This is a genomic window from Oleiharenicola sp. Vm1, from assembly GCF_047777955.1.
Lineage (GTDB): Bacteria > Verrucomicrobiota > Verrucomicrobiia > Opitutales > Opitutaceae > Didemnitutus.
This window is the reverse complement of the sequence record NZ_CP180537.1, coordinates 869218-889303: the sequence shown is the minus strand read 5'-3', so window position 1 is coordinate 889303 and position 20086 is coordinate 869218. Positions and strand designations below refer to the sequence as shown.

At 70.3% G+C, this 20086-nt stretch carries 16 protein-coding genes, 1 other RNA gene and 2 pseudogenes; 13 read left to right on the top strand and 6 right to left on the bottom strand.

Going from position 1 to position 20086, the window contains the following annotated elements:
- Positions 1–7 precede the first annotated feature (7 nt).
- A pseudogene (locus ACMYLB_RS04855) lies at positions 8–73 on the bottom strand (UvrD-helicase domain-containing protein); the annotation flags it as partial.
- A gap of 17 nt (positions 74–90) precedes the next feature.
- Positions 91–2892 (bottom strand): PD-(D/E)XK nuclease family protein, encoded by a 2802-nt coding sequence (locus ACMYLB_RS04850; protein ID WP_415909831.1) that lies wholly within the window; start codon positions 2890–2892, stop codon positions 91–93.
- A 251-nt stretch (positions 2893–3143) separates the two neighbouring features.
- On the opposite strand from ACMYLB_RS04850, the gene ACMYLB_RS04845 reads away from it, so the two are divergent.
- From ACMYLB_RS04845 to ACMYLB_RS04825, 5 genes are read left to right on the top strand one after another with little or no spacing between them, the layout of a single operon-like run.
- Positions 3144–4247, top strand: a complete 1104-nt coding sequence (locus ACMYLB_RS04845) for a CHASE4 domain-containing protein (RefSeq protein ID WP_415909830.1) — start codon at positions 3144–3146, stop codon at positions 4245–4247.
- Positions 4148–4771, top strand: coding sequence for a sensor histidine kinase (locus ACMYLB_RS04840; protein ID WP_415911037.1), 624 nt, complete (start codon positions 4148–4150; stop codon positions 4769–4771). Before ACMYLB_RS04845 ends, ACMYLB_RS04840 begins: the two co-directional genes overlap by 100 nt.
- On the top strand, positions 4768–5199 hold the full coding sequence (locus ACMYLB_RS04835; protein WP_415909829.1) for a type IV pilus modification PilV family protein: 432 nt from the start codon (positions 4768–4770) through the stop codon (positions 5197–5199). The genes ACMYLB_RS04840 and ACMYLB_RS04835 overlap by 4 nt, the downstream gene beginning before the upstream one ends.
- Entirely contained in the window at positions 5174–5770 is a 597-nt protein-coding gene (locus ACMYLB_RS04830) for a type II secretion system protein J (protein WP_415909828.1), read from the top strand. Before ACMYLB_RS04835 ends, ACMYLB_RS04830 begins: the two co-directional genes overlap by 26 nt.
- On the top strand, positions 5770–7164 hold the full coding sequence (locus tag ACMYLB_RS04825; RefSeq protein WP_415909827.1) for a PilX N-terminal domain-containing pilus assembly protein: 1395 nt from the start codon (positions 5770–5772) through the stop codon (positions 7162–7164). The genes ACMYLB_RS04830 and ACMYLB_RS04825 overlap by 1 nt, the downstream gene beginning before the upstream one ends.
- Positions 7165–7268: 104 nt before the next feature.
- Here the strand turns inward: ACMYLB_RS04825 and rpsT are convergent, their stop codons facing one another.
- The gene (gene rpsT / locus ACMYLB_RS04820; protein ID WP_415909826.1) at positions 7269–7526 is read right to left on the bottom strand and encodes a 30S ribosomal protein S20; all 258 of its coding nucleotides are present in this window, start codon (positions 7524–7526) and stop codon (positions 7269–7271) included.
- A 146-nt stretch (positions 7527–7672) separates the two neighbouring features.
- Between rpsT and ACMYLB_RS04815 the strand changes: the two are divergent.
- The 6 genes and pseudogenes from ACMYLB_RS04815 to ACMYLB_RS04790 all read left to right on the top strand — a co-directional run.
- A pseudogene (locus ACMYLB_RS04815) lies at positions 7673–8209 on the top strand (CHASE4 domain-containing protein); the annotation flags it as partial.
- 143 nt (positions 8210–8352) lie between these two features.
- Positions 8353–9312, top strand: coding sequence for a sensor histidine kinase (locus ACMYLB_RS04810; RefSeq protein ID WP_415911036.1), 960 nt, complete (start codon positions 8353–8355; stop codon positions 9310–9312).
- The gene (locus ACMYLB_RS04805) at positions 9309–9995 is read left to right on the top strand and encodes a response regulator (protein WP_415909825.1); all 687 of its coding nucleotides are present in this window, start codon (positions 9309–9311) and stop codon (positions 9993–9995) included. The genes ACMYLB_RS04810 and ACMYLB_RS04805 overlap by 4 nt, the downstream gene beginning before the upstream one ends.
- A gap of 68 nt (positions 9996–10063) precedes the next feature.
- Positions 10064–10609, top strand: a complete 546-nt coding sequence (locus ACMYLB_RS04800) for a type IV pilus modification PilV family protein (RefSeq protein ID WP_415909824.1) — start codon at positions 10064–10066, stop codon at positions 10607–10609.
- Positions 10578–11147: a type II secretion system protein J gene (locus ACMYLB_RS04795; protein ID WP_415909823.1), complete on the top strand. Its 570-nt coding sequence runs from the start codon at positions 10578–10580 to the stop codon at positions 11145–11147. The genes ACMYLB_RS04800 and ACMYLB_RS04795 overlap by 32 nt, the downstream gene beginning before the upstream one ends.
- A gap of 7 nt (positions 11148–11154) precedes the next feature.
- Positions 11155–12582: a G8 domain-containing protein gene (locus tag ACMYLB_RS04790; RefSeq protein ID WP_415909822.1), complete on the top strand. Its 1428-nt coding sequence runs from the start codon at positions 11155–11157 to the stop codon at positions 12580–12582.
- A gap of 10 nt (positions 12583–12592) precedes the next feature.
- Here the strand turns inward: ACMYLB_RS04790 and ACMYLB_RS04785 are convergent, their stop codons facing one another.
- From ACMYLB_RS04785 to ACMYLB_RS04775, 3 genes are all read right to left on the bottom strand, one after another.
- On the bottom strand, positions 12593–13279 hold the full coding sequence (locus tag ACMYLB_RS04785) for a hypothetical protein (RefSeq protein ID WP_415909821.1): 687 nt from the start codon (positions 13277–13279) through the stop codon (positions 12593–12595).
- Positions 13280–13401: 122 nt separating this feature from the next.
- Positions 13402–13808, bottom strand: an RNA gene (rnpB, locus tag ACMYLB_RS04780) — RNase P RNA component class A.
- The gene (locus ACMYLB_RS04775; RefSeq protein ID WP_415909820.1) at positions 13809–14516 is read right to left on the bottom strand and encodes a zinc ribbon domain-containing protein; all 708 of its coding nucleotides are present in this window, start codon (positions 14514–14516) and stop codon (positions 13809–13811) included.
- Between the two features lie 268 nt (positions 14517–14784).
- On the opposite strand from ACMYLB_RS04775, the gene gyrB reads away from it, so the two are divergent.
- Both gyrB and gyrA read left to right on the top strand, forming a co-directional pair.
- Positions 14785–17304: a DNA topoisomerase (ATP-hydrolyzing) subunit B gene (gene gyrB / locus ACMYLB_RS04770; RefSeq protein WP_415909819.1), complete on the top strand. Its 2520-nt coding sequence runs from the start codon at positions 14785–14787 to the stop codon at positions 17302–17304.
- 53 nt (positions 17305–17357) lie between these two features.
- Positions 17358–19928 (top strand): DNA gyrase subunit A, encoded by a 2571-nt coding sequence (gene gyrA / locus ACMYLB_RS04765; protein WP_415909818.1) that lies wholly within the window; start codon positions 17358–17360, stop codon positions 19926–19928.
- Positions 19929–20086: the final 158 nt, after the last annotated feature.

Here is a 20086-nt window from a genome sequence, read left to right as displayed (position 1 = left end):
CCGCCGCGAGCAGCGCGATGAAGCGGCTGGTCAGGGCGTAGGTCTTCCCCGAGCCCGCCGAGGCGAGGATCATGACGTGCGGCGGGAACTTCACGGCTGCACCTCCCGCGCCACGCTCGCGGCGACGCCGCGGTGGAAGAGCGCCGCGAACGCGTCGCGCTCCGGATCGATCGTCTCGTTCGGCGGCCAGAATTGCTCCGCCCGCACCGCCGCGAGCACGCCATGCGCGCAGCGCAGCGCCGCCGCCTGCAGCTCGGGCGTGTAGCCCGCCCAGGTCACGAGGCCGGTGTCGCCGATCGCCTTGGGCAGGTTGAAATAGCCGCACGCCGCGCGCGCGTCCGCCCCGGCGATCAGCCCCGGCAGCGCGTGCAGGTAGAGCGGCAGCTGCAAATCGGTCCAGACACGCTCCCGGCCGTCGACGACGACGCGGGCCCACTCCGGCAGCGCACGCTCCGGCTTCGGCGCGGCCAGGTGCGCGGCCGCGGGCGTCTTCGCCGTGTCGCTGGTCTTGTAGTCGACCACGCGCCACGCGCCGCTCGCCTCGTGGCGGTCGATGCGGTCGATCTTGCCCACCACCGTCACGCCCTCGAACTCGAGCGTGAACTTCCGCTCGACGTCCTGCACCACCCAACCCGCCGCGCGCTCGCGCGCCTGCACCGCCGCCGCGCGCCGCAGGCGCTGGCGGGCCGACTCGAGTTGCGCCACCAGCGGCACCGCGAGCTCGGCGCCGAATTTCCGCGCCGCCGCCGCGTCGAATTCGCGCAGCAGCATGTCGCGCAGCAGGCCCTCGTCCGCGCAATCGCGCCACGGCTCGTCCTTCAGCTTCTCCAGCGGGGCGTGGCAGAGCCGGCCGAAGTCGAACGCGTCCATCTCGGTCTTCGCCGGGTCGACCGCCTCCATCCCGAGCGCGTGGCGCAGGTAGAAGCGGAACGGACACTCGAGATACGCGCGGAACGCCGTCACCGACACGCGCGCCGGCGCCGGCACGCGGCGCGGCCGCAGCCGCCACGCGCGGTCCCACGCCGGCAGCGTCGCCTCCGTCTCCAGCGGCCGGAACAGCTGCGCGATGCGCGCGGGCAGCTCGGCGTCGGCGCATTGCAGGAGCAGGCGCGAGGGCTTCAGCGGGTCGCCGGCCGCCGAAACCTTGCCCAGCAGCACGTCGACGCGGCCGCCGGCCCGGCGCGACGCCACGAGCGCGTGCAGCAGGTAGGCGTCGCGCGCGAACCGCGCGGCGTTCGTCTTCAGCCCGAGCCGCGCGCGCAGGCTCTCGGGCAGGAACACGTCGCCCGCCACCGCCTCGGGCACGAAGCCGTCGTTCAGGCCGGCGACGACGAGGTGCGGCGCATCCTCCCAGGGCAGCTCGAGCCAGCCCTGCAGCTCGAGCGCGCCGGCCGGCTTGTCGTCCTCGCGGCGCTGCGCGCCGAAACGGGCCAGCGCGACCTCCCACCAGGCCGCGCGCTCCAGTCCGGGAAAGGCCGGCGCGGCCGCCGCGCACTCGCGCAGCACGGCCGTCCACGCCTCGGCGGCCTCCGCCAGCGCTGCGTCCGCCTCCGCCGCCCGATCGAGCTTCCGCGCCGCGAACAGGGCGGCGAGCACGTCCGCGACCGCCGCCGCGAACTCGCCCGCGCGCAGCCGGGCGCGCAGCGCGTCGAGCCGGGCGAGCGCCCGGGCCAGGGGGCCGCCGGCGTGCACCCGCGCCTGCGCCAGCGTCGCCGGCAGGTGCTCGGCCCAGAGCGCGTCGAGCGCCTGGAGCCATTCCTCCGCGCTCAGGCCGCCGAGCTCGGCGCGCAGCCAGGCCATCACCTCGGGCTGGCGCGCCAGCGCCGCGACGTGCGCGAACGTCGCCTCGCGCGCGAAGGCCGCGAGGCCGGCCAGCAGCTGATAAAAACCCGTGCCGCGCCGCGGCTCGCCCGCAGGGTCGAAGGCCGCGCGGCCCGCGCGCGCCAGCGCGTTCGCGGCCAGCGGCGCGATCTCCGGGTTGGCCACGCCGAGCCCGAGCACGCCGTCGGGCGCCGGGTAGCTCGCCGCCAGCGCGGCGAGCTTCTCCGCCTGCGCGGAGGCGTCGGCCACGAGATGCACCTGGCCCGCGAAATCCGCGAACGGCGCCGCGCGGCCCTGCCACGCGGCCGCGAGCGGGCGCCCCCACGCGTCGAAGCCCGCCGCCTCCTCCGCGGGCGCGAACACCACCACGTCCACCGGCCGCGTGCGCGCGTGCTCCGCCAGCGCCTCGAGCGCGAGCGGCGGCGGATCGGGCACGGCGAGCACGACGATGCGCTCGACGTCCGCCAGCGGCGCCGGGTGCCGGGCGGCCGCGCGGCGCGCCGCCTGCGGCTCGCGCCAGCCGCGCTCCGCGAGCGCCGCGGCGTGCGCGCGGCCGAGCTGGCCGAGCTGCTGCCAGCGCGCGCGCTCCGGGAAATCCGCCGGCAGGCGCGCCGCGACCTCGTCGAGCGTGAGGCCGGCCTCGGCGAGCGTCGCCTGCAGGCGCGTGAATTCGCCCGCCAGCCGCAGCGCCCAGGAGAAATTGCGCGCCGGCGGGTCGACGGGGAACACCGCGCGCACGCGCTCGAGGTCGAGCGCCGCCAGCACCTGCGCCCACGCCAGCGTCGCCGCCAGCGGCGGCGCGAGGTCGCTCGCGGCCTCCGGCGCAAGCAGCGCCTCGGGCGTGAGCACGCGCGGCGGGAACGCCGCCTGTCCGTGCGTCGCGGCCAGCTCGGCGAGCGCCGCGCGCAGCCGGCGGCCGGCCTGGCGCGTGGACACGAGCACGAGCGTGCACGAGAGGTCGAGTGGCGCGCCGCCGGCCCACCCGCGCGCGAGCCAGGCCGCGGCCGGCGCCGGCAGGGGCGATTGCCACGGCAGAAAATGACGCCGCACGTTGTCGGGGACCTCGGCCACGCGAGCACTTGAGCGGGAGCCCGGCGCCAGCGCAACCCGCGATGCACCGCGGCGGCCGCGGGACCGTTCGGCCCGCGTTCAGGCCTTGGTTTATGTCCTAACGGCCCTAGCGGGTAAATCTGGTGGAAATGCCGCGCCGCTCTCCGTATCGCGATTGAACCGATCAAGCGGCGCGGCGGAAGTAGCGGCTGCTTTAGGCCCGAATGCACCCTTCGTCCCACCCGATTCCCAGCGCCAATTTTCCCCGGAGCGTGCGCTGGCGTTTCGTGCTCGTGCTCGGCGGGCTGGGCATCGCGTTTGTCGCCGTGCTGGCCGGGCTCCACGTCGCCGCGCGCCGCCAGCTCGAGACCCAGCGCCAGCAGCTCCGCCAGGAGGACGCGCGCCAGCTCGGCCGCTGGCTGGAGATCGCCGACCGGCCGATGCAGGAGCTGCTGCTCGATCTCGCCGCGGACCCGGAGACGCGCGCGGCGTTCGTCCGCCCCGATCCCGAGTGGCTGCGGGCCAACGTGAACGCCGCGCTCGCTGACCGGAATTTCGACGCGGTGTGGCTGGTGCGCACCGACGGCCGGCTGGTGCACCTGGCGCAGCGCGACCGCGCCGCCGTCCCGCCGCCGCTCCCCGGCGGCGATCGCCTGGCCGCCGCCGAGCGGGCGGGCCGCCGGCTGAATTTCTTCGCGCCCGAGGGCGACGCCCTCTGGCAGTTCCGCGCCGCCCCGGTCGGCGCGGGGGACGAGAGCGGCGGCTGGATCATCGTCGGGCGCCGCTGGACCGAGGCCTGGCTGCAGCACCTCGGCGGGCTGGCGGAGGCCCAGGCGCGGCTTGAGGCGCCGACGGTCGCGTTCGACGAGCCGCGCGGCGCGCCCCAGCTCCACGCGCGGCGCATGCTCGCCGACCTCGACGGCCGCACCATCCGCCAGCTGGTGCTCGAACGCCCCTGGCCGGCGGAAGCGGACGACGCGGCGAGCCCGTGGCCGGTCGCGCTGCTCTTCGTGGCGTTCGGCGCGGCACTGCTCGTCGCCGTCGGCCTCGCGGTGCGGCACTGGGTGCTCGCGCCCCTCGCGCTGATCGGCGACAGCCTGCGCCACCGGGACCCCGCCGCGATCGCTCCCTGCTCGGCCGCGCGGACGAGTTCGCCCCGATCGCGCAGCTGGTCGAGACCGCCCACGCCGACCGCAACGCCCTCCAGGTCGAAATCGCGGAGCGCCAGCGCACCGAGGTGGCGTTGCGCGAGAGCCAGGAGAACCTCCGCCACTCGATCGAGCTGCGCGCGCGGCTCGCGCGCGACCTGCACGACCACGTCATCCAGTCGATCTACGCCGCGGGGCTCGGGCTGGAGGCGGTGCGCGGCCAGCTGAGCGCCGACCCCTTCGGCGCCGAGGGCCGCATCCGGCACTGCATGACGAATCTCAACGAGACGATCCGCACCGTCCGCAGCTACATCAGCGACCTCGAGCCCGAGCCGCCGGAAAAGCGCCAGCGCTTCACCGACGCCGTGCGCGCGCTCACCGCGACGATGCACGAGCTCTGGCCGGTCGAGTTCACGCTCGAGCTCGACGACGCCGTCGCGGCGCAGCTCACGAACGTGGTCGAGATCCACGCCCTCCAGATCGTGCGCGAAAGCCTGAGCAACGCGCTGCGGCACGGCCGCGCCTCGCGCATCCTCATCCGCCTGCACGCCGCCGGCGCGGGCGGCGCCACGCTCGAGGTCATCGACAACGGCCGCGGCTTCGATCCGGTGCAGCGCATGGGCACGGGACGCGGGCTGGTGAACCTCACCACGCGGGCCCGCGAGATGGGCGCCACGCTGCGGATCGAATCCGAGGAGGGCGGCGGCACCACCGTGCGCCTGCACCTGCCACCCCGGGAGGGCGCGGTATGAGGGCGCCGCGCCTCCAGCGCGCCGCGCGCGCGTTCACCCTGGCCGAGGTGATGGTCGCCTCGCTCGTGCTCGTCTTCGGCATCGTCAGCGCGATCAGCGCCATGCAGAGCGGCCTGCGCGCCCTGGACCGCACGCGCCAGCTCGCGCTCGCCACCCAGGTCCTGCAGACGGAGATGGAACAGCTGCGGCTGAAGAGCTGGACGCAGCTCGACGCGCTCTCCGGCACCGCGACCTTCACGCCCGACTCGGCCGCGAGCGGCGCGAGCGCGTTCACCTGCACGCGCCGCATCACGGCGCCGAAGGCCGACATGAAGGAAATCACGCTCACCGCCGAGTGGCGCGGCAGCGACGGCCGCCCCCAGACGGCGAAACTCGTCACCCGCTACGGCCGGAACGGACTCAATGACTACATCAGCACGGCCCATTGACGCGCGCCGCCCGCGCGCCGGCTTCACGCTCGCCGAGGTGCTCATCGCCTCGGCGCTGAGCGCGTTCGTGCTCGCGGCGGTGCTGAGCTCCTTCGTGTTCCTCGGCCGCACCGGCTTCCGCACCAGCGGCCTGAGCGAGCTCGAGGCCGAGGTGCGGCGCGGGCTGGAGACCTTCGCCGAGGAGGCGCGCCTCGCCCGCGACATGCGCTGGAACAGCGCGCAGAGCGTCACGTTCACGCTGCCGGCCGGCTCGCCCGCGACGACGGTCACCTACGCCTACGACCCCGACCCGCGCAGCGCGACCTACCAGGCCTTCTACCGCGTCGTCGGCGACGCCGCCTCGACCGCGCCGCGCACCGCGCTGATCCGCCAGCTGGCGTCCGATTTCACCTTCAAGCGCTACAAGCTCGAGACCGCCTCGGGCACGGGCAACGTCGCCGCGAACGACACCGAGACGAAACAGCTCCAGATCGTCCTGCGCGCCCAGCGCACCAGCGGCGCCATCGCCGCGACGGACCAGTCGATCAGCTCCGCCCGCTACATCCTGCGCAACAAGCGCGTCAGCAACTGATGCCCGCCCGCCGCCCCACTCCCCGCCCCGCCTCCGCCCGCGCCCGTCCGCGCGAGCGCGGCGCCGTGCTGATCGTGACGCTGCTGATCATGGCGGTGCTCGCCCTCGGACTCACCAGCTACGTCAACCTCAACCTCCATTCCGCGCGCATGGCGCAGCGCGGCTTCCAGCAGGCGGCGGCGTTCAACCTCGCCGAGGCCGGCGCGGAGGAGGCGCTGTGGTCGTTCAACCAGGCCAACGCCGGCGCCGGCGGCGCCTGGGACGACTGGACGCTCGCGAGCGGCACGGCGAAGCGGCGGTTCACCGGCTTCGACCTCGGCAGCGCCAGCGGGCGCGTGCAGGTCTACGTCGACAACTACGCGCCCAGCGGCAGCGCGCGCCCGAGCGTGGTCGCGCTCTCGACCGTCGAGGCGACCGGCGGGGCCGCGGTGACGAAGATGGTCGAGGTCACGCTCCGCCGGCGCTCGCGCTTCAGCGCCGGCCTGATGGCGAAGGACAGCGTGACCTTCGCCGGCAACCGCGCCTCGGTCGACAGCTGGAACTCCGACCCCGACAACGACCCGTCCACCGCCCCCGTCGCCTACGGCCCCGCGACGCGCAACGACCGCGGCAGCGTCGCCAGCGTGTCGGTCGAGACGCGCAAGGTCCTCGTCAACCAGGCCGACGTCTATGGCTATGTCTACACCGGCGGCCCCGAACCCGTCGTCGGCGACAACGGCTCGATCCGCGGCCGCGACACGCCGGCCGACGTGGCGATCGACCCGGCGCGCGTCGCCACGGATTTCTCGGCGAACTTCCCCGACGTGACCGCCCCCACCGACGGCACCTGGCTGGCCGCGCTGCCCGCCGCGCTCGGCACCGCCGGCCAGGCGACGAAGTGGCGCTGCCCGAACCTCTCGCTCAGCGGCCGGCAGACGCTCACGATCTACGGCGACGTCACGCTCGTGCTCACCGGCGGCACGGGCACGCGCGCCCTCGACGTCACCGGCCAGGCCAGCATCGTCCTCGCCGCCAACTCGAGCCTGACCGTCTACGCCGAGGGCGACATGCTCATCGCCGGCAACGGCCTCGCCAACCCCAACACCCGCCCCAGCACCTGCCTGATCTACGGCACCAACACCCGCGCCGGCGGCCAGCGCATCCAGATCGCCGGCAACGGCGCGCTCCGCGCCGCACTCTACGCGCCCAACGCCGACATCACGATCAACGGCAACGGCGACATCTACGGCGGCGCCGTCGGCAACACCATCACGCTCACCGGCCAGGCCGATTTCCACTACGACGAGTCGCTGGAAAACCTCGACGCCGGCATGCCGTTCGGCGTCGACCAGTGGCGCGAGATCACGAGCGGCGACGCGCGCGCGGCGCAGATGAGCAAGTTCGCCGGCTGGTAGCCGGCCGGCGCGACCGGCGTCCTGCGCCCCGCCCGCCGGCGGCCAAAGAAAACCCCGCGGCCGGCGGCGCGCGGGGTGGGAAAGTCTGTCGCGTCAGCGACCGCTCACTTCTTGGCGAAGATGTATTTCGCGACCTGCGACTTGTGGTGCGAGGCGGTGTTGCGGTGGATGACGTCGCTCTTCACGGCCTTGTCGAGCGCCGAGCTGTAGGCGATCGCGGCGGCGCGGGCCTTCTCGGGATCGTTGGCGGCGGCGGCCACGGCCTTGGCGAGGGTCTTCAGGCGGGTCTTGACGGTCTTGTTGCGCGCCGCGTTACGGAGCGATTTGCGCGCGGCTTTGATAGCGGACTTGGTATTGGCCATGACGGTTTGAAATTTGGAAACGCCGACAGACCCAAAATCGTCCCGGCGAGTCAAGAGCTTTCTCCCGCCGGGGCCGAATGGCCGGTGCCGCGCTGTTTTGTTGCTGGACCGGGTGAATCCCCCTAGTTCCTCGTTTGACCAACAGGATGAACACGCAAACCCGGCTCGCCGCGCTCCTCTGCCTCCTCCTCGCCGTGTTCGCCCTCAGCGTGGGACTGCTGCGGCAATTCCAGCAGCGCGAGGCCGCGGAATACCTCGAGCGCGCCGCCGCCGAGCGCAGCGAGCTGAACGACCGCCTGCTCGAGCTCACCGGCCGCTCGCTGCGCGACTTCACCAACGACTATTCGTTCTGGGGCGAGATGTTCAGTTTCGTCGACACCGCCGACCGCACCTGGGCCGCGCTCAACATCGACGCCAGCCTGCCGAACTTCAACGCCCACGCCGCCTGGGTCCTGCGCACCGACGGCAGTCTGATCTACGGCGCCGTGCGCAAGCTCGATGCCTCGCTGACCACCCCGCCCTTCCCCGTCGCCGACCTGCTGCCCTACCTCCGCCGCGTGCGCTTCGGGCACTTCTTCCTGCGCCTGCCGGCCGGCGTGCTCGAGATCCGCACGGCGCCGATCCAGCCGTCCGAGGACCTCGCGCGCACGACCCCGCCGCACGGCTGGCTCATCGTCGCGCGCTGGTGGGACGCGGAACAGCAGCGCAGCCTCCAGCAGTTTCTCCAGAGCGAGGTCCGGCTCGACGCCCCCGACAGCCCCCGCCGGCCTGCCCGCCTGACACGATCCTCACGCAGCGCCCGCTGCTCGACTGGACGGGACACTCCGTGGCCACGCTGCGGACCCTCTACCAGATCCACGGCGTCGAGGCCGTCCACCTCAGCAACGACTACGAGCTGTTCCTCTTCCTCGGCTTCGGCGGCATCGTCATCGCCGGCGCCGTCATCGGCGTGTCGCGCTGGGTCGTGCGTCCGCTGCGCCGGCTCGAGCAGAGCCTGGCGGAGAATTCGCCCGCGCCGCTCGCCGCCCTCGCGCTCACGCCGGACATCTTCGGCCGCCTCGCCACGCTCGTCGCCGGCTCGTTCGAACACCGGGAGGAACTGGAGCGCGAGATCGAGGAGCGCCGCCGCGCCGAGGCCGCGCTGCGCCAGAGCCGCGAGGAACTCCGCCAGACCGCCGACCTGAAGACGCGCCTCGCGCGCGACCTGCACGACGGCGTCATCCAATCCATCTACGCCGCCGGACTCGGCCTCGAGGGCGTCCGCTCCTCCCTGCGCCAGGAGCCCGACGCCGCCGAGCGCCGCCTCGACGCCGCGCAGGCCGCCCTCAACCAGACCATCCGCGAGGTCCGCAGCTTCATCCAGGGCCTCGAGCCCGACGAGAGCGACCGCCCCGAATTCACCCAGGTGCTCCGCTCGCTCGTCACCACCCTGCAGGCGCTGCACGCCGTGCAGTTCGAGCTCCAGCTCGGCGTCGGCCCCGCCGCCCTCACCCCGCGCGAGGAGCTCCACGCGCTCCAGATCGTCCGCGAGTGCGTCAGCAACGCCCTGCGCCACGGCGAGGCGCGCCGCATCCTCATCGCCCTCGCCACCGAGGACAGCGGCCCGGTGCTGCTGATCCGGGACGACGGCCGCGGCTTCGACCCCGCCAGCGCGCCGCGCGGCAGCGGGCTCTCCAACCTCGCCTCCCGCGCCGGCGAGATCGGGGCAACATTTTCCATCCACTCCGTGCGAGGAAAAGGGACTGACATCGTCCTGCGCTTCGCCCAAAGAAAAACGACCCCATGACCAGCACCGCCCTCAAGACCATCACGCTGCTCCTCGTCGACGACAGTGAACTCGTCCGCACCGGCCTGAAAACCCTGCTCGCCACGCGCGCGGACGGCTACCACCTCAACGTCGTGGGCGAGGCCTTCTCCGTCGCCACCGCCGTGACGGAGACCGCGCGCCTCAAGCCCGACGTCGTGCTGCTCGACATCCGCCTGCCCGACGGCACCGGCTTCGAGGCCTGCCGCCAGATCCTCGCCAAGCTCCCCGACACGCGCGTGCTGATCCTCACCTCCGTCATCGACGACAACCTCGTCTACGAGGCCATGAGCAGCGGCGCCCACGGCTACCTGCTCAAGGAGATCAACGCCCAGGCGCTCTGGCAGGCGATCGTCGACGTGGCCGCGGGCAAGTTCATCCTCGATCCCGCCGTCACCACGCGCGTGCTCAACCTCGTGCGCCACGGCGCGCCCCAGAGCGAGCAGGACAAGCTCGCCCAGCTCTCCGCGCAGGAGCGCCGCGTCCTCGCCCTCGTCGCCGACGGCAAGACGAACAAGGAGATCGCCGAGCAGATGGGCCTGAGCGACAAGACGGTGAAGAACTACCTCAGCAACATCTTCGAGAAGCTCCAGATCAGCCGCCGCTCACAGGCGGCCGTGCTCTACGCCGAAAGCCGCACCTCGAAGCCGCCCGTTCGGCCCTAAGCGTTAGGGCCGCTTTCGCGAGGCGAGCAGCCATGCCCGCCCGCCCGCCCGGGCGCTAAGCTCGCGGCGTGAACTTCGGACCCTCGTCCCCTCCGCCCGCCCGCCCGGCCCCGCCGCGCCGGTGCACCCGCGCGCACCTCCGCGCGTTCACCATGCTCGAGACGATGATGGCGACCTTCGTCATGGCGCTCGGCATCTCCACTTCGATCCTCGCCATGCAGCAGGGCTACAAGTTCCTCGACGTCGCCCGCGGCACCACGCTCGCCTCCCAGATCATCCAGAGCGAGATCGAGCGCATCCGCATGATGAGCTGGACCACGGTCGCCGCGATGGCCACCGCCACCGACACCACCGCGCCCTTCCCCACCGGCAGCCCGGCGGGCGTCGAGATGTTCGACGGCGCCACCTACTTCTCCACCACGAGCACCATCCAGGGCGACTACACCATCACCCGCACCACCACGCTCGACTCCGCCCGTCCTTCCGACGCGGCGTTCATCACCATCTCCGTGCAATGGCGCACCTACGACGGCCGCACCCAGACCCGGAGCTTCCAGATGAAATACATGAAGAACGGTCTCTATGACTACTACTACACTCTCGCGCGTCCCTGACGCCCGCGCCCGCCGGCGCGGCTTCACCCTCGTCGAAGTCCTCATCAGCTCGAGCCTCGCCGCGTTCATTCTCACCGGCGTGATGACCTGCTTCCTCTTCCTCGGCCGCAGCGGCGCGAACATCCAGAATTACAGCGACATGGAGGGTCAGGCCCGCCGCGGCCTCGAGCAGTTCGCCCAGGACGTCCGCCAGGCCAGCTCGATCACCTGGAACAGCAGCCAGTCCGTCACGCTCGTGGTCGACTCCACCAACGTCACCTGGGCCTACGCCTCCGGCTCGCTAACCCGCCAGTCCGGCACCGCCGCCGCGCGCACCATGCTGAGCGGCATCACCTCCTTCACCTACAAGGCCTACAACATCAACGGCAGCGAGATCACCGACCTCAGCAGCGCCAGCGCGCTCAGCACCGCCGGCCAGACCACCAAGCAGCTGCAGATCTCCCTCGAGGCCGCCCGCACCTCCACCACCGCCGCCCGCGCCACCAACCTCGTGCTCTCCGCCCGCTACATCCTGCGCAACAAGCGCGTCACCGCCTGATCCCGCCATGAACCCCACGCGCCACTCCGCCGAACGCGGCTCCCTCCTCATCGTCGCGATGCTCCTCTGCGCCATCATCGGCATCTCGCTCGTCAGCTACATCAACGTCGGCCGCTCCGCGCTCAAGACCTCCAACCGCTCGCTCTACAACAACGCCGCCATGAACCTGGCCGAGAACGGCCTTGAGGAGGCGATGTATTCCATCAACAAGCTCGTCAACGACTCCACCTACTCCTTCACCGGCGACGGCTGGACCGCCGTCGGCAGCAACGACATGAAGCGCAAGTGGACCGGCACCACCTTCGACCAGAACGCCACCGGCGAGGTCCGCGTCTACATCTACAACTACGACGGCGCCGCCGCGCCCAACATCGTCGCGCGCGCCCTCGTGACCGTGCAGGGCGACAGCAACAAGGGCACCGTCGAGAAATGGGTCCGCGTCCAGCTCCGCAAGACCTCCAAGTTCGCCAACGGCCTCGTCGCCAAGCAGACCATCAACTTCAACGGCAGCCCCCAGGTCGACAGCTGGAACTCCGACCCGGACAACAACTCCGCCACCGCCGCCGTCCCCTACAGCGCTGCGGTGAAGAACGACGCCGGCTCCGTCGGCTCCATCTCCGTCGGCGTCAACGCCGTCCTCGTCGACAACGCCGACATCTGGGGCTACGTCGGCACCGGCGGCGCCGCTCCCCAGGTCGGCGCCACCGGCACCATCGGGCCCTTCGGCACGCCCACCGGCACCACCGTCGCCTCGCACGTCACCACCGACTTCTCCGCCAGCTTCGACAACGTCACCTCCCCCAGCACCTACTCCTACACCAGCGCCGGCGCGCTCAGCACCAGCACCGTGCTGCCCGACGACATCTCCGGCGCCACCCTGGCCGCCGACGGCAAATACTACATCTCCTGCTCCAGCATCGGCGGCTCCAACAAGGTCTACACCATCGCCGCCGGCAAGAAGGTCGTCCTCAAGGTCACCGACACCACCGGCAACTGCATCGACATCAAGGGCGGCAGCGGCGGCCTCAACATCAGCTCCGGCGCGAGCCTCGAAATCTACGCCGCCGGCGACATCAACATCGGCGGCCAGGGCGCCATGAACGGCGGCACGACCACCGGCACCATGAACCAGCCGGTCAACCTCCAGATCTACGGCACCAAGACCAGCGGCACGCAGAACATCAGCATCAAGGGCAACGGCCTCTTCTCGGGTGTGCTCTACGCCCCGTTCGGCTCCGTGCAGCTCGACGGTAGCGTGCAGACCTACGGCTCCGTCGTCGCCAACGACATCACCCTCAACGGCACCTCCGCCCAGTTCCACTACGACGAGTCGCTGGGCAATTTCGGCGGCAACAACCCCTTCCGCGTCACGCGCTGGGACGAGCTCAACACCGCCGCCGACCGTAGCGTCTACGCCACCGTGATGGATTTCTGAGCGCCGCGCGTCACCGCCGCGCCGCCCACCGCGCCCACGCCAGCCCGAGCGCGGTGCCGGCGAGGTCCGCCGCGATCTGCTCCCACTGCACCGCGCCGCGGCGTGCCGTGACGTCGTCCTTCAGGAAGTTCAGCGCCAGCTCCCAGTGCAGGCTGTAGGCCTGCCACAGCACCACCGGCACGCCCACCCGCCAGGCCTCCGCCCGCGGCCGCCGCGCCACCCAGGCCTCGATCCGCCGCAGCGTCGCCAGCATCAGCCCCGCCCCGGCCGCCGCGGCCGCGATCCACCCCGCCAGGCCCGCAGGCCGCAGTGCCGGCCAGCACATCCACCACAGCCAGACGACGAGGAAGCTCCCGACGCTCCACCCGTGGTTCGCCACCACGTGCAGCCCCGGCAGCGTGCGGCCGCGCATCGGCGTCGGCCGCGCGCCGAGCGTCAGCACCACCACCAGCCCCGCTCCGCCGACGACGTGCGCCGCCAGCACGAGGTGGTGGTAGGCCAGGCGCTGGTAGAGCCACAGACCCATGTAGCCCGTGAGCCGCTGCGCGGTGAACAACAGCACGCCGCCCGCCGCCAGGATCAGATGCGTGTCCGCCGCCCGCCAGCGCGTGCTGGCGTAAGGCAGCGGGAAGAGCGCACGCCCGCGCGCGGCCTCCCAGCGCGTGATTGCCTGCCGTCGCTCGCCCTCGCCGCTCATCCGGACGCCAGCAAAGGGCGGCGGCGCGCACCGGGCGAGCCGGGAATGCCGCCCCGCCGCGGCCTCCCTAAATGGCGCGGGGCGCGCCGCTCGTCGCAGCGCGCCCCGCATGGTGGAATGAACTAGTTTCGGCGCCGTAAGCCGGATTCTGTGCAGCGCGCCGGAGCGCGCCTGACCTTCATTTCTCTCAGCTCCCCGCAAGCGAGGACCTGCCCTTCGCCGCCCCGAAGGAGCGACGGAGGATGCGGCATACCCGCGGCTATCGGACGGGCCGCCCAGCCGCCTATGTTGCCTTGCACCGGATTGGGTTTTTCGTGCCGCCGGCCTTGCGGCGCGGCGCGGTGGGCTCTTACCCCACCTTTTCACCCTTACCGCGCGGTTGCCCGCGCGGCGGTTTGTTCTCTGTGACACTGTCCATCGCGGCGCCTTGACGCGCCGCGCCCGCGCTTTCGCGCGGAATCCTGCCCGATGGTGTCCGGACTTTCCTCTCCTGGTTCAAAGAACGCGGAGCGAAGGTCTGGCTCCGAAACTAGAGCCGCCAATAAACGATGCGCCCGCACTGGTCGCAAGTGACAATATTCTCCGCCTTGCGCGCCTCGAACTCGATGTTCGACGAGACTTTCATGTGGCAGCCGCCGCAGCGGCCGCCCTGCACCGGCACGCAGGCCGGCAAGCCGGGCTTTTTCGCCAGGCGGTCATAGAGGCGCACCTGCGGCTCGGGCACGTGCGCCCGCGCCGCCTCGGCCGCCGTCACCGCCTGCCCGTGCTCCGCGCGCAGCTCCTGCTCGTGCGCGCGCAACGCGGCGATTCTGCCCTCGTGGCCGGAAATGTTCTGCTTCAGCGCGCGCTCGGCCTCGGCGAAACGCTTCTTCGCCTCGTCGATCGCATACATCACCTTCAGCTCCTCCTCCTCGAAGCCCCCGATCGTCGCCTCTGTCGTCTCGATCTCATGGGTCAGCGCGCGATACTCGTCGTTCTTCCGCACCTCGAGCTGCTGGGTGCGATACTTCGCGGCCTTTTCCTGCGCGGACTTGATGTCGTTCTCGAGGGCCTTCTTCCTCGCCTCCAGGCTGTGCCACTCGGACTTCGCGGTCTCGATCGCCTGCCGCTCGGCCGCGATCCGGGCCTCCACCGCGGCGATGTCCCGGGGCGCCGCCGCCAGCTGCTGCTCGAGCGCCAAGCGCTTCATGTCCGCCTCCTGCCACGCGAGCAGGTTGTCCATTTTGATCGCAGCCATGGCGCGACACTGCCCCGCGCGCGGCGACACCGTCAAACGAAACCTCCGGCGCGCCCATTTTCGGGCAAATTCCGCGCGGCGCACCGCCTGTCGCCGGCAGGGCCAAAAGGCTCATCCGCCACCCCGCGCCCACGCGCGCAAAAGCCAGGCGATTTTTACGCCGTAAGATGATATTTATCAGCCAATTAAAATGGTCAAAAAAACCGGAAAAATCCCTTGTCGCGCCGCCCGTTTTCCGAGACGTTTTTCCATTCAATTTTTCTGCTGAATGTCCGCTCCTGACGAAGCCTCCCCCGCACCGAAAATTCCCGCCACCGGCGACACTTACGACGCCTCCAAACTGGGCAAACTCGAGGGCCTCGAGGCCGTCCGGAAGAAGCCCGGCATGTATATCGGCGGCACCGACGAACGCGCGCTGCACCACTGCGTTTCCGAGGTCCTGGACAACTCGGTCGACGAGCATCTCGCCGGCCACTGCAAGAAGATCGAGGTCACGATCCACGTCGACGGCTCCATCTCCGTCCGCGACGACGGCCGCGGCATCCCGGTCGACATCCACCCGCAATACAAGATTCCCGGCGTCGAGATGGTGCTCACGACACTCCACTCGGGCGGCAAATACGGCCAGGGCGGCTACAAGTTCTCGGGCGGCACGCACGGCGTCGGCGCCAAGTGCGTGAACGCCGTCTCCGAGTGGTTCGAGGTCGAAGTCTCGCGCGGCGGCCAGGTCCACCACATGACCTTCGAGCGCGGCAAGACGACCAAGAAGCTCGAGGTCATCGGCAAGGCCAAGGGCACGGGCACGCTCATCACCTTCAAGCCCGATCCCGAGATCTTCAAGGAGACCACCGTCTTCAAGGCCGACAAGATCTCCCAGCGCCTGCGCGAGCTGGCCTTCCTCAATTCCGGCCTCGAGATCGTCTTCACCGACGAGCGCCCCTCGGAGCCGAAACCCGAGCGCTATTTCTACAAGGACGGCGTCGTCGAGTTCGTGAAGCAGCTCAACCAGGGCAAGACCGCCCTGCACCCGCAGCCCGTCCGCATCGCCAAGGAGACCCAGACCGAGATCGACGGCAAGAAGGCCGAGGTGCACCTCGAGGTCGTCCTCCAATACAACGACTCCTTCAACGACCTCGTCCTCTGCTACACCAACACGATCCACAACCCCGACGGCGGCACGCACCTCTCCGGCTTCCGCTCGGCGCTCACGCGCGCGATCAACCAGTTCGCCAAGGCCAACAATCTCCTCAAGGACAAGGACCCGCAGATCACCGGTGACGACGTCCGCGAGGGCCTCGCCGCCGTCATCGCCATCAAGCACAGCGACCCGAAGTTCGAGTCGCAGACCAAGGTGAAGCTCCTCTCGCCCGAGGTGGAGTCGATCGTCGGCTCCGCCACCTACGAGGGCCTGATGTTCGCCTTCGAGAGCACGCCGAGCATCGCCAAGCGCATCATCGACAAGTCCCTCATGGCCGCCCGCGCCCGCGAGGCCGCCCGCAAGGCCCGCGAGACCATCCGCAAGGGCGCCCTCTCCGGCGGCGGCCTCCCCGGCAAGCTCGCCGACTGCTCCGAAAAAGACCCGCAGGTCTGCGAACTCTACATCGTCGAGGGCGACTCCGCCGGCGGCTCCGCCAAACAGGGCCGCGACCGCCGCTACCAGGCCATCCTCCCGCTCCGCGGCAAGCTGATCAACTCGGAGAAGGCCCAGCTCGACAAGGTGCTCTCGAACGAGGAAATCCGCACCCTCATCACCGCCATCGGCACCGGCATCGGCACCGGCGAGGACGACGCCTCCTTCAACGCCGAGAAGGCGCGCTACCACAAGGTCATCATCATGACCGACGCCGACGTCGACGGCTCGCACATCCGCACGCTGCTCCTGACGTTCCTCTATCGCCAGATGAAGGGCATCATCGAGCGCGGCTACGTCTACATCGCCCAGCCGCCGCTCTACAAAATCAAGCGCAAGAAGCGCGAGCAATACGTCGACAACGACGAGCAGCTCAACCGCATCCTCCTCGAGCTCGGCTCCGAGGACATCGTGCTCTCCCGCGCCGCGGACAACCACGTCTTCGCCCCCGCGCAGATCGACCCCATCGTCGAGATGCTCGCCGCCCTGGAGAAGCTCGGCCACGGCATCACCCGCCACGGCGCCCAGCTCGCCGAATACCTCGACCAGCACGACGCCGGCACGCACGAGCTCCCGCGCTACCTCGCCCGCATCCGCGAGGGCAACAAGGAGTCGCACCGCTTCCTCCGCACCGACAAGGACCGCGCCGCCTTCGTCGCCGAGATGGGCCTCGACGTCGACGCCACCACCGCCGCCAGCGCCAACGGCGCCGCCCCCGTCGGCCCGCAGCGCCGCGTGACCATCCACGAGATTTTCGAGGCCAACGAGATGACCAAGCTCCTCAAGGCCCTCGCCCACGCCGGCGTCGAGACGAAGTTCGCCGTCACCGAGACCGCCCGCTACGTCTTCACCGAAAACCCCGGCACCAAGAGCGAGCTGAAGACCGAGCTCCACTCGCCGCTCGAGATCATCACCCAGATCCGCGCCAACGGCCGCAAGGGCCTCTCCATCCAGCGCTACAAGGGTCTCGGTGAAATGAACCCGAAGCAGCTCTACGAGACGACGATGGACCCCGACAAGCGCCGCCTGCTCAAGGTGAACATCAACGACGCCGCCAAGGCCGACGCCCTCTTCACGCTTTTGATGGGCGAGGAAGTCGCCCCCCGCCGCCAGTTCATCGAGGACAACGCGCTGAACGTCCAATACCTGGACGTTTGATCGCCGCTTCCACCGCTCTCAGCCCTCAGCTCTAAGCTCTCAGCTTTTCCCACGTGTATACCGCGAACGAAAAACTTTCGACCGCCAACATCACCGACATCATGCAGACGGCCTACATCGACTACTCGATGTCGGTCATCATCTCGCGCGCCCTGCCCGACGCGCGCGACGGCCTGAAGCCGGTGCAGCGCCGCATCCTCTACGCGATGCTCCGCGAGGGCCTGCTCCACAACCGCGCCTTCGACAAGTGCGCCGGCGTCGTCGGTGAAGTCCTCAAGAACTACCACCCGCACGGCGACTCCTCCGTCTACGACACCCTCGTCCGCCTCGCGCAAAATTGGGTCATGCGCTACCAGCTCATCGACCCGCAGGGCAACTTCGGCTCCGTCGACGGCGACCCGCCCGCCGCCTACCGCTACACCGAGTGCCGCCTGCGCGACATTTCCGAGGAGCTCCTCAAGGACATCGAGGAGGAGACCGTCGACTTCGCGCCCAACTACAAGGAGTCGACCACCGAGCCCACCGTCCTCCCCGCCGCCCTGCCCAACCTGCTGATGAACGGCTCGACCGGCATCGCGGTCGGCATGACGACCAACATCCCGCCGCACAACCTGAGCGAAATCATCGACGCCACCTGCGTCGTCATCGATCGCCCGAACGTCTCCGTCGAGGAACTCGTCACCTACATCCCCGGCCCGGACTTCCCGACCGGCGGCTACATCAACGGCCGCGCTGGCATCAAGTCCTACCTCACCACCGGCAAGGGCATCGTCCGCATGCGCGGCAAGGCCCACACCGAGGAGATCAAGGGCGGCGGCGAGCAGATCGTCATCACCGAGATCCCCTACAACGTGAACCGCGCCTCGCTCGTGCTCCGCATCGCCGAGCTCGTGCGCGAGAAACAGATCGACGGCATCCGCGACCTCCGCGACGAGTCCGACGAGAACACGCGCATCGTCATCGAGCTCAAGCGCGGCGAGCAGTCGCAGGTCATCATCAACCAGCTCTACCAGAAGACCGCCCTCGAATCCTCCTTCGGCGTCATCCTGCTGGCTCTCGACAAGAAGCGGCCGAAGCAGATGAACATCAAGGAGCTCATCGAGTGCTACATCGACCACCGCCGCGACGTCGTCACCCGCCGCACGCAGTTCCGCCTCAACCGCGCCAAGGAACGCGCCCACATCCTCGAGGGCTACATCATCGCCCTCGATAACCTCGACGACTTCGTGAAGATCATCCGCGCTTCCGCCAACCGCGAGGAAGCGAAGGAAAAGTTGATGGCGAAGTATCCGCTCTCCGAGGCGCAGACCAACGCCATCCTCGAGCTCCGCCTCTACCAGCTCACCGGCCTCGAGCGCTCCAAGATCGAGGCGGAATACCTCGAGCTGATGCGCCTCATCGAGGAGCTCCAGGGCATCCTCGACGACGAGCACAAGCTCCTCGCCCTGATCAAAAAGGAGCTGCTCGAGCTCCGCGACAAATACGCCTCGCCGCGCCGCACCCAGATCATCGACGACGCCGGCGACCTCCGCATGGAGGACGTCATCCCGAACGAGGGCGCCGTCATCACCGTCTCCCACCTCGGCTTCATCAAGCGCACGCCCGTCGCCGAATACCGCGCCCAGAAGCGCGGCGGCAAGGGCGTCATCGGCGCCGAGACCTACGAGGACGACTTCGTCGAAAACCTCTTCACCGCCTCCACGCACGACTACGTGCTCTTCTTCACCAGCACCGGCCAGTGCCACGCGAAGAAGGTCTACGACATCCCCGAGGGCACCCGCACCGCCAAGGGCAAGTCCGTCGCCTCCTTCCTCCGCCTGACCAACGGCGAGAAGCTCGCCGCGCTGCTCTGCGTGAAGGAATTCACGCCCGAGCACTTCGTCGTCATGGCCACCAAGAGCGGCGCGATCAAGAAGACCGCCCTCGCCGAATACGAGGGCGCCACCCGCGAGGGCGGCATCCGCGGCATGAAGCTCGCCGAGGGCGACGACATCGTCGGCGCCGTCCTCACCAACGGCGCCAACGAGATCATCCTCGTCTCCCACCAGGGTCAGGCCGTCCGTTTCTTCGAGGGCGCCGCCGAGTCCGACGATGCACCGGAGACCGCCGAGGCCGCCGCCGAAGGCGACGCCGAGGACGCCGGCCCGAAGCTCGGCCTGCGCTCCATGGGCCGCTTCACCGCCGGCGTCACCGGCATGAAGTTCAAGAAGAAGGGCGACCACCTCCAGGCCATCGAGGTCTGCGACCACGAGGCCCGCCTGCTCGTCGCCCGCGAGGACGGCATCGGCAAGCGCACGCCGTTCGAGGACTACCGCATGATCCGCCGCGGCGGCACGGGCGTCATTGCCATCGACCTCCCCGAGGACGGCTCCGTCGCCGTCGCCGGCGCGCTCAGCGTCCGCGACACCGACGAAGTCATGCTGCTCACCGCCAAGGGCCAGAGCATCCGCACCCGCGTGAAGGAAATCCGCGAAACCGGTCGCGGCGCGAAGGGCGTGAAGCTCGTCAACCTCGAGGAAGGCGACAAGCTCCTCGCCATCGCGAAGGTCATAGCCTCGCCCGACGAGGAATCCGCGAACGAAGCTCCGGAGGCTCCCGCCACCGGCGCCGCTCCGTCCGCCTGACGGTAGGGGCCGTTGCCCTCAACGGCCCTTCCAGGGCGCGGGCACGCAAGCGCCTTCGCCCCCGAATCACGGCGCGCCGCCCGGCGCGCCTTTTTCTTTGCCTGGTAGCACGGGTCGCCGCACCCGCCGCCCTTCCTCCCGAACAAGGCTCCGTTAAT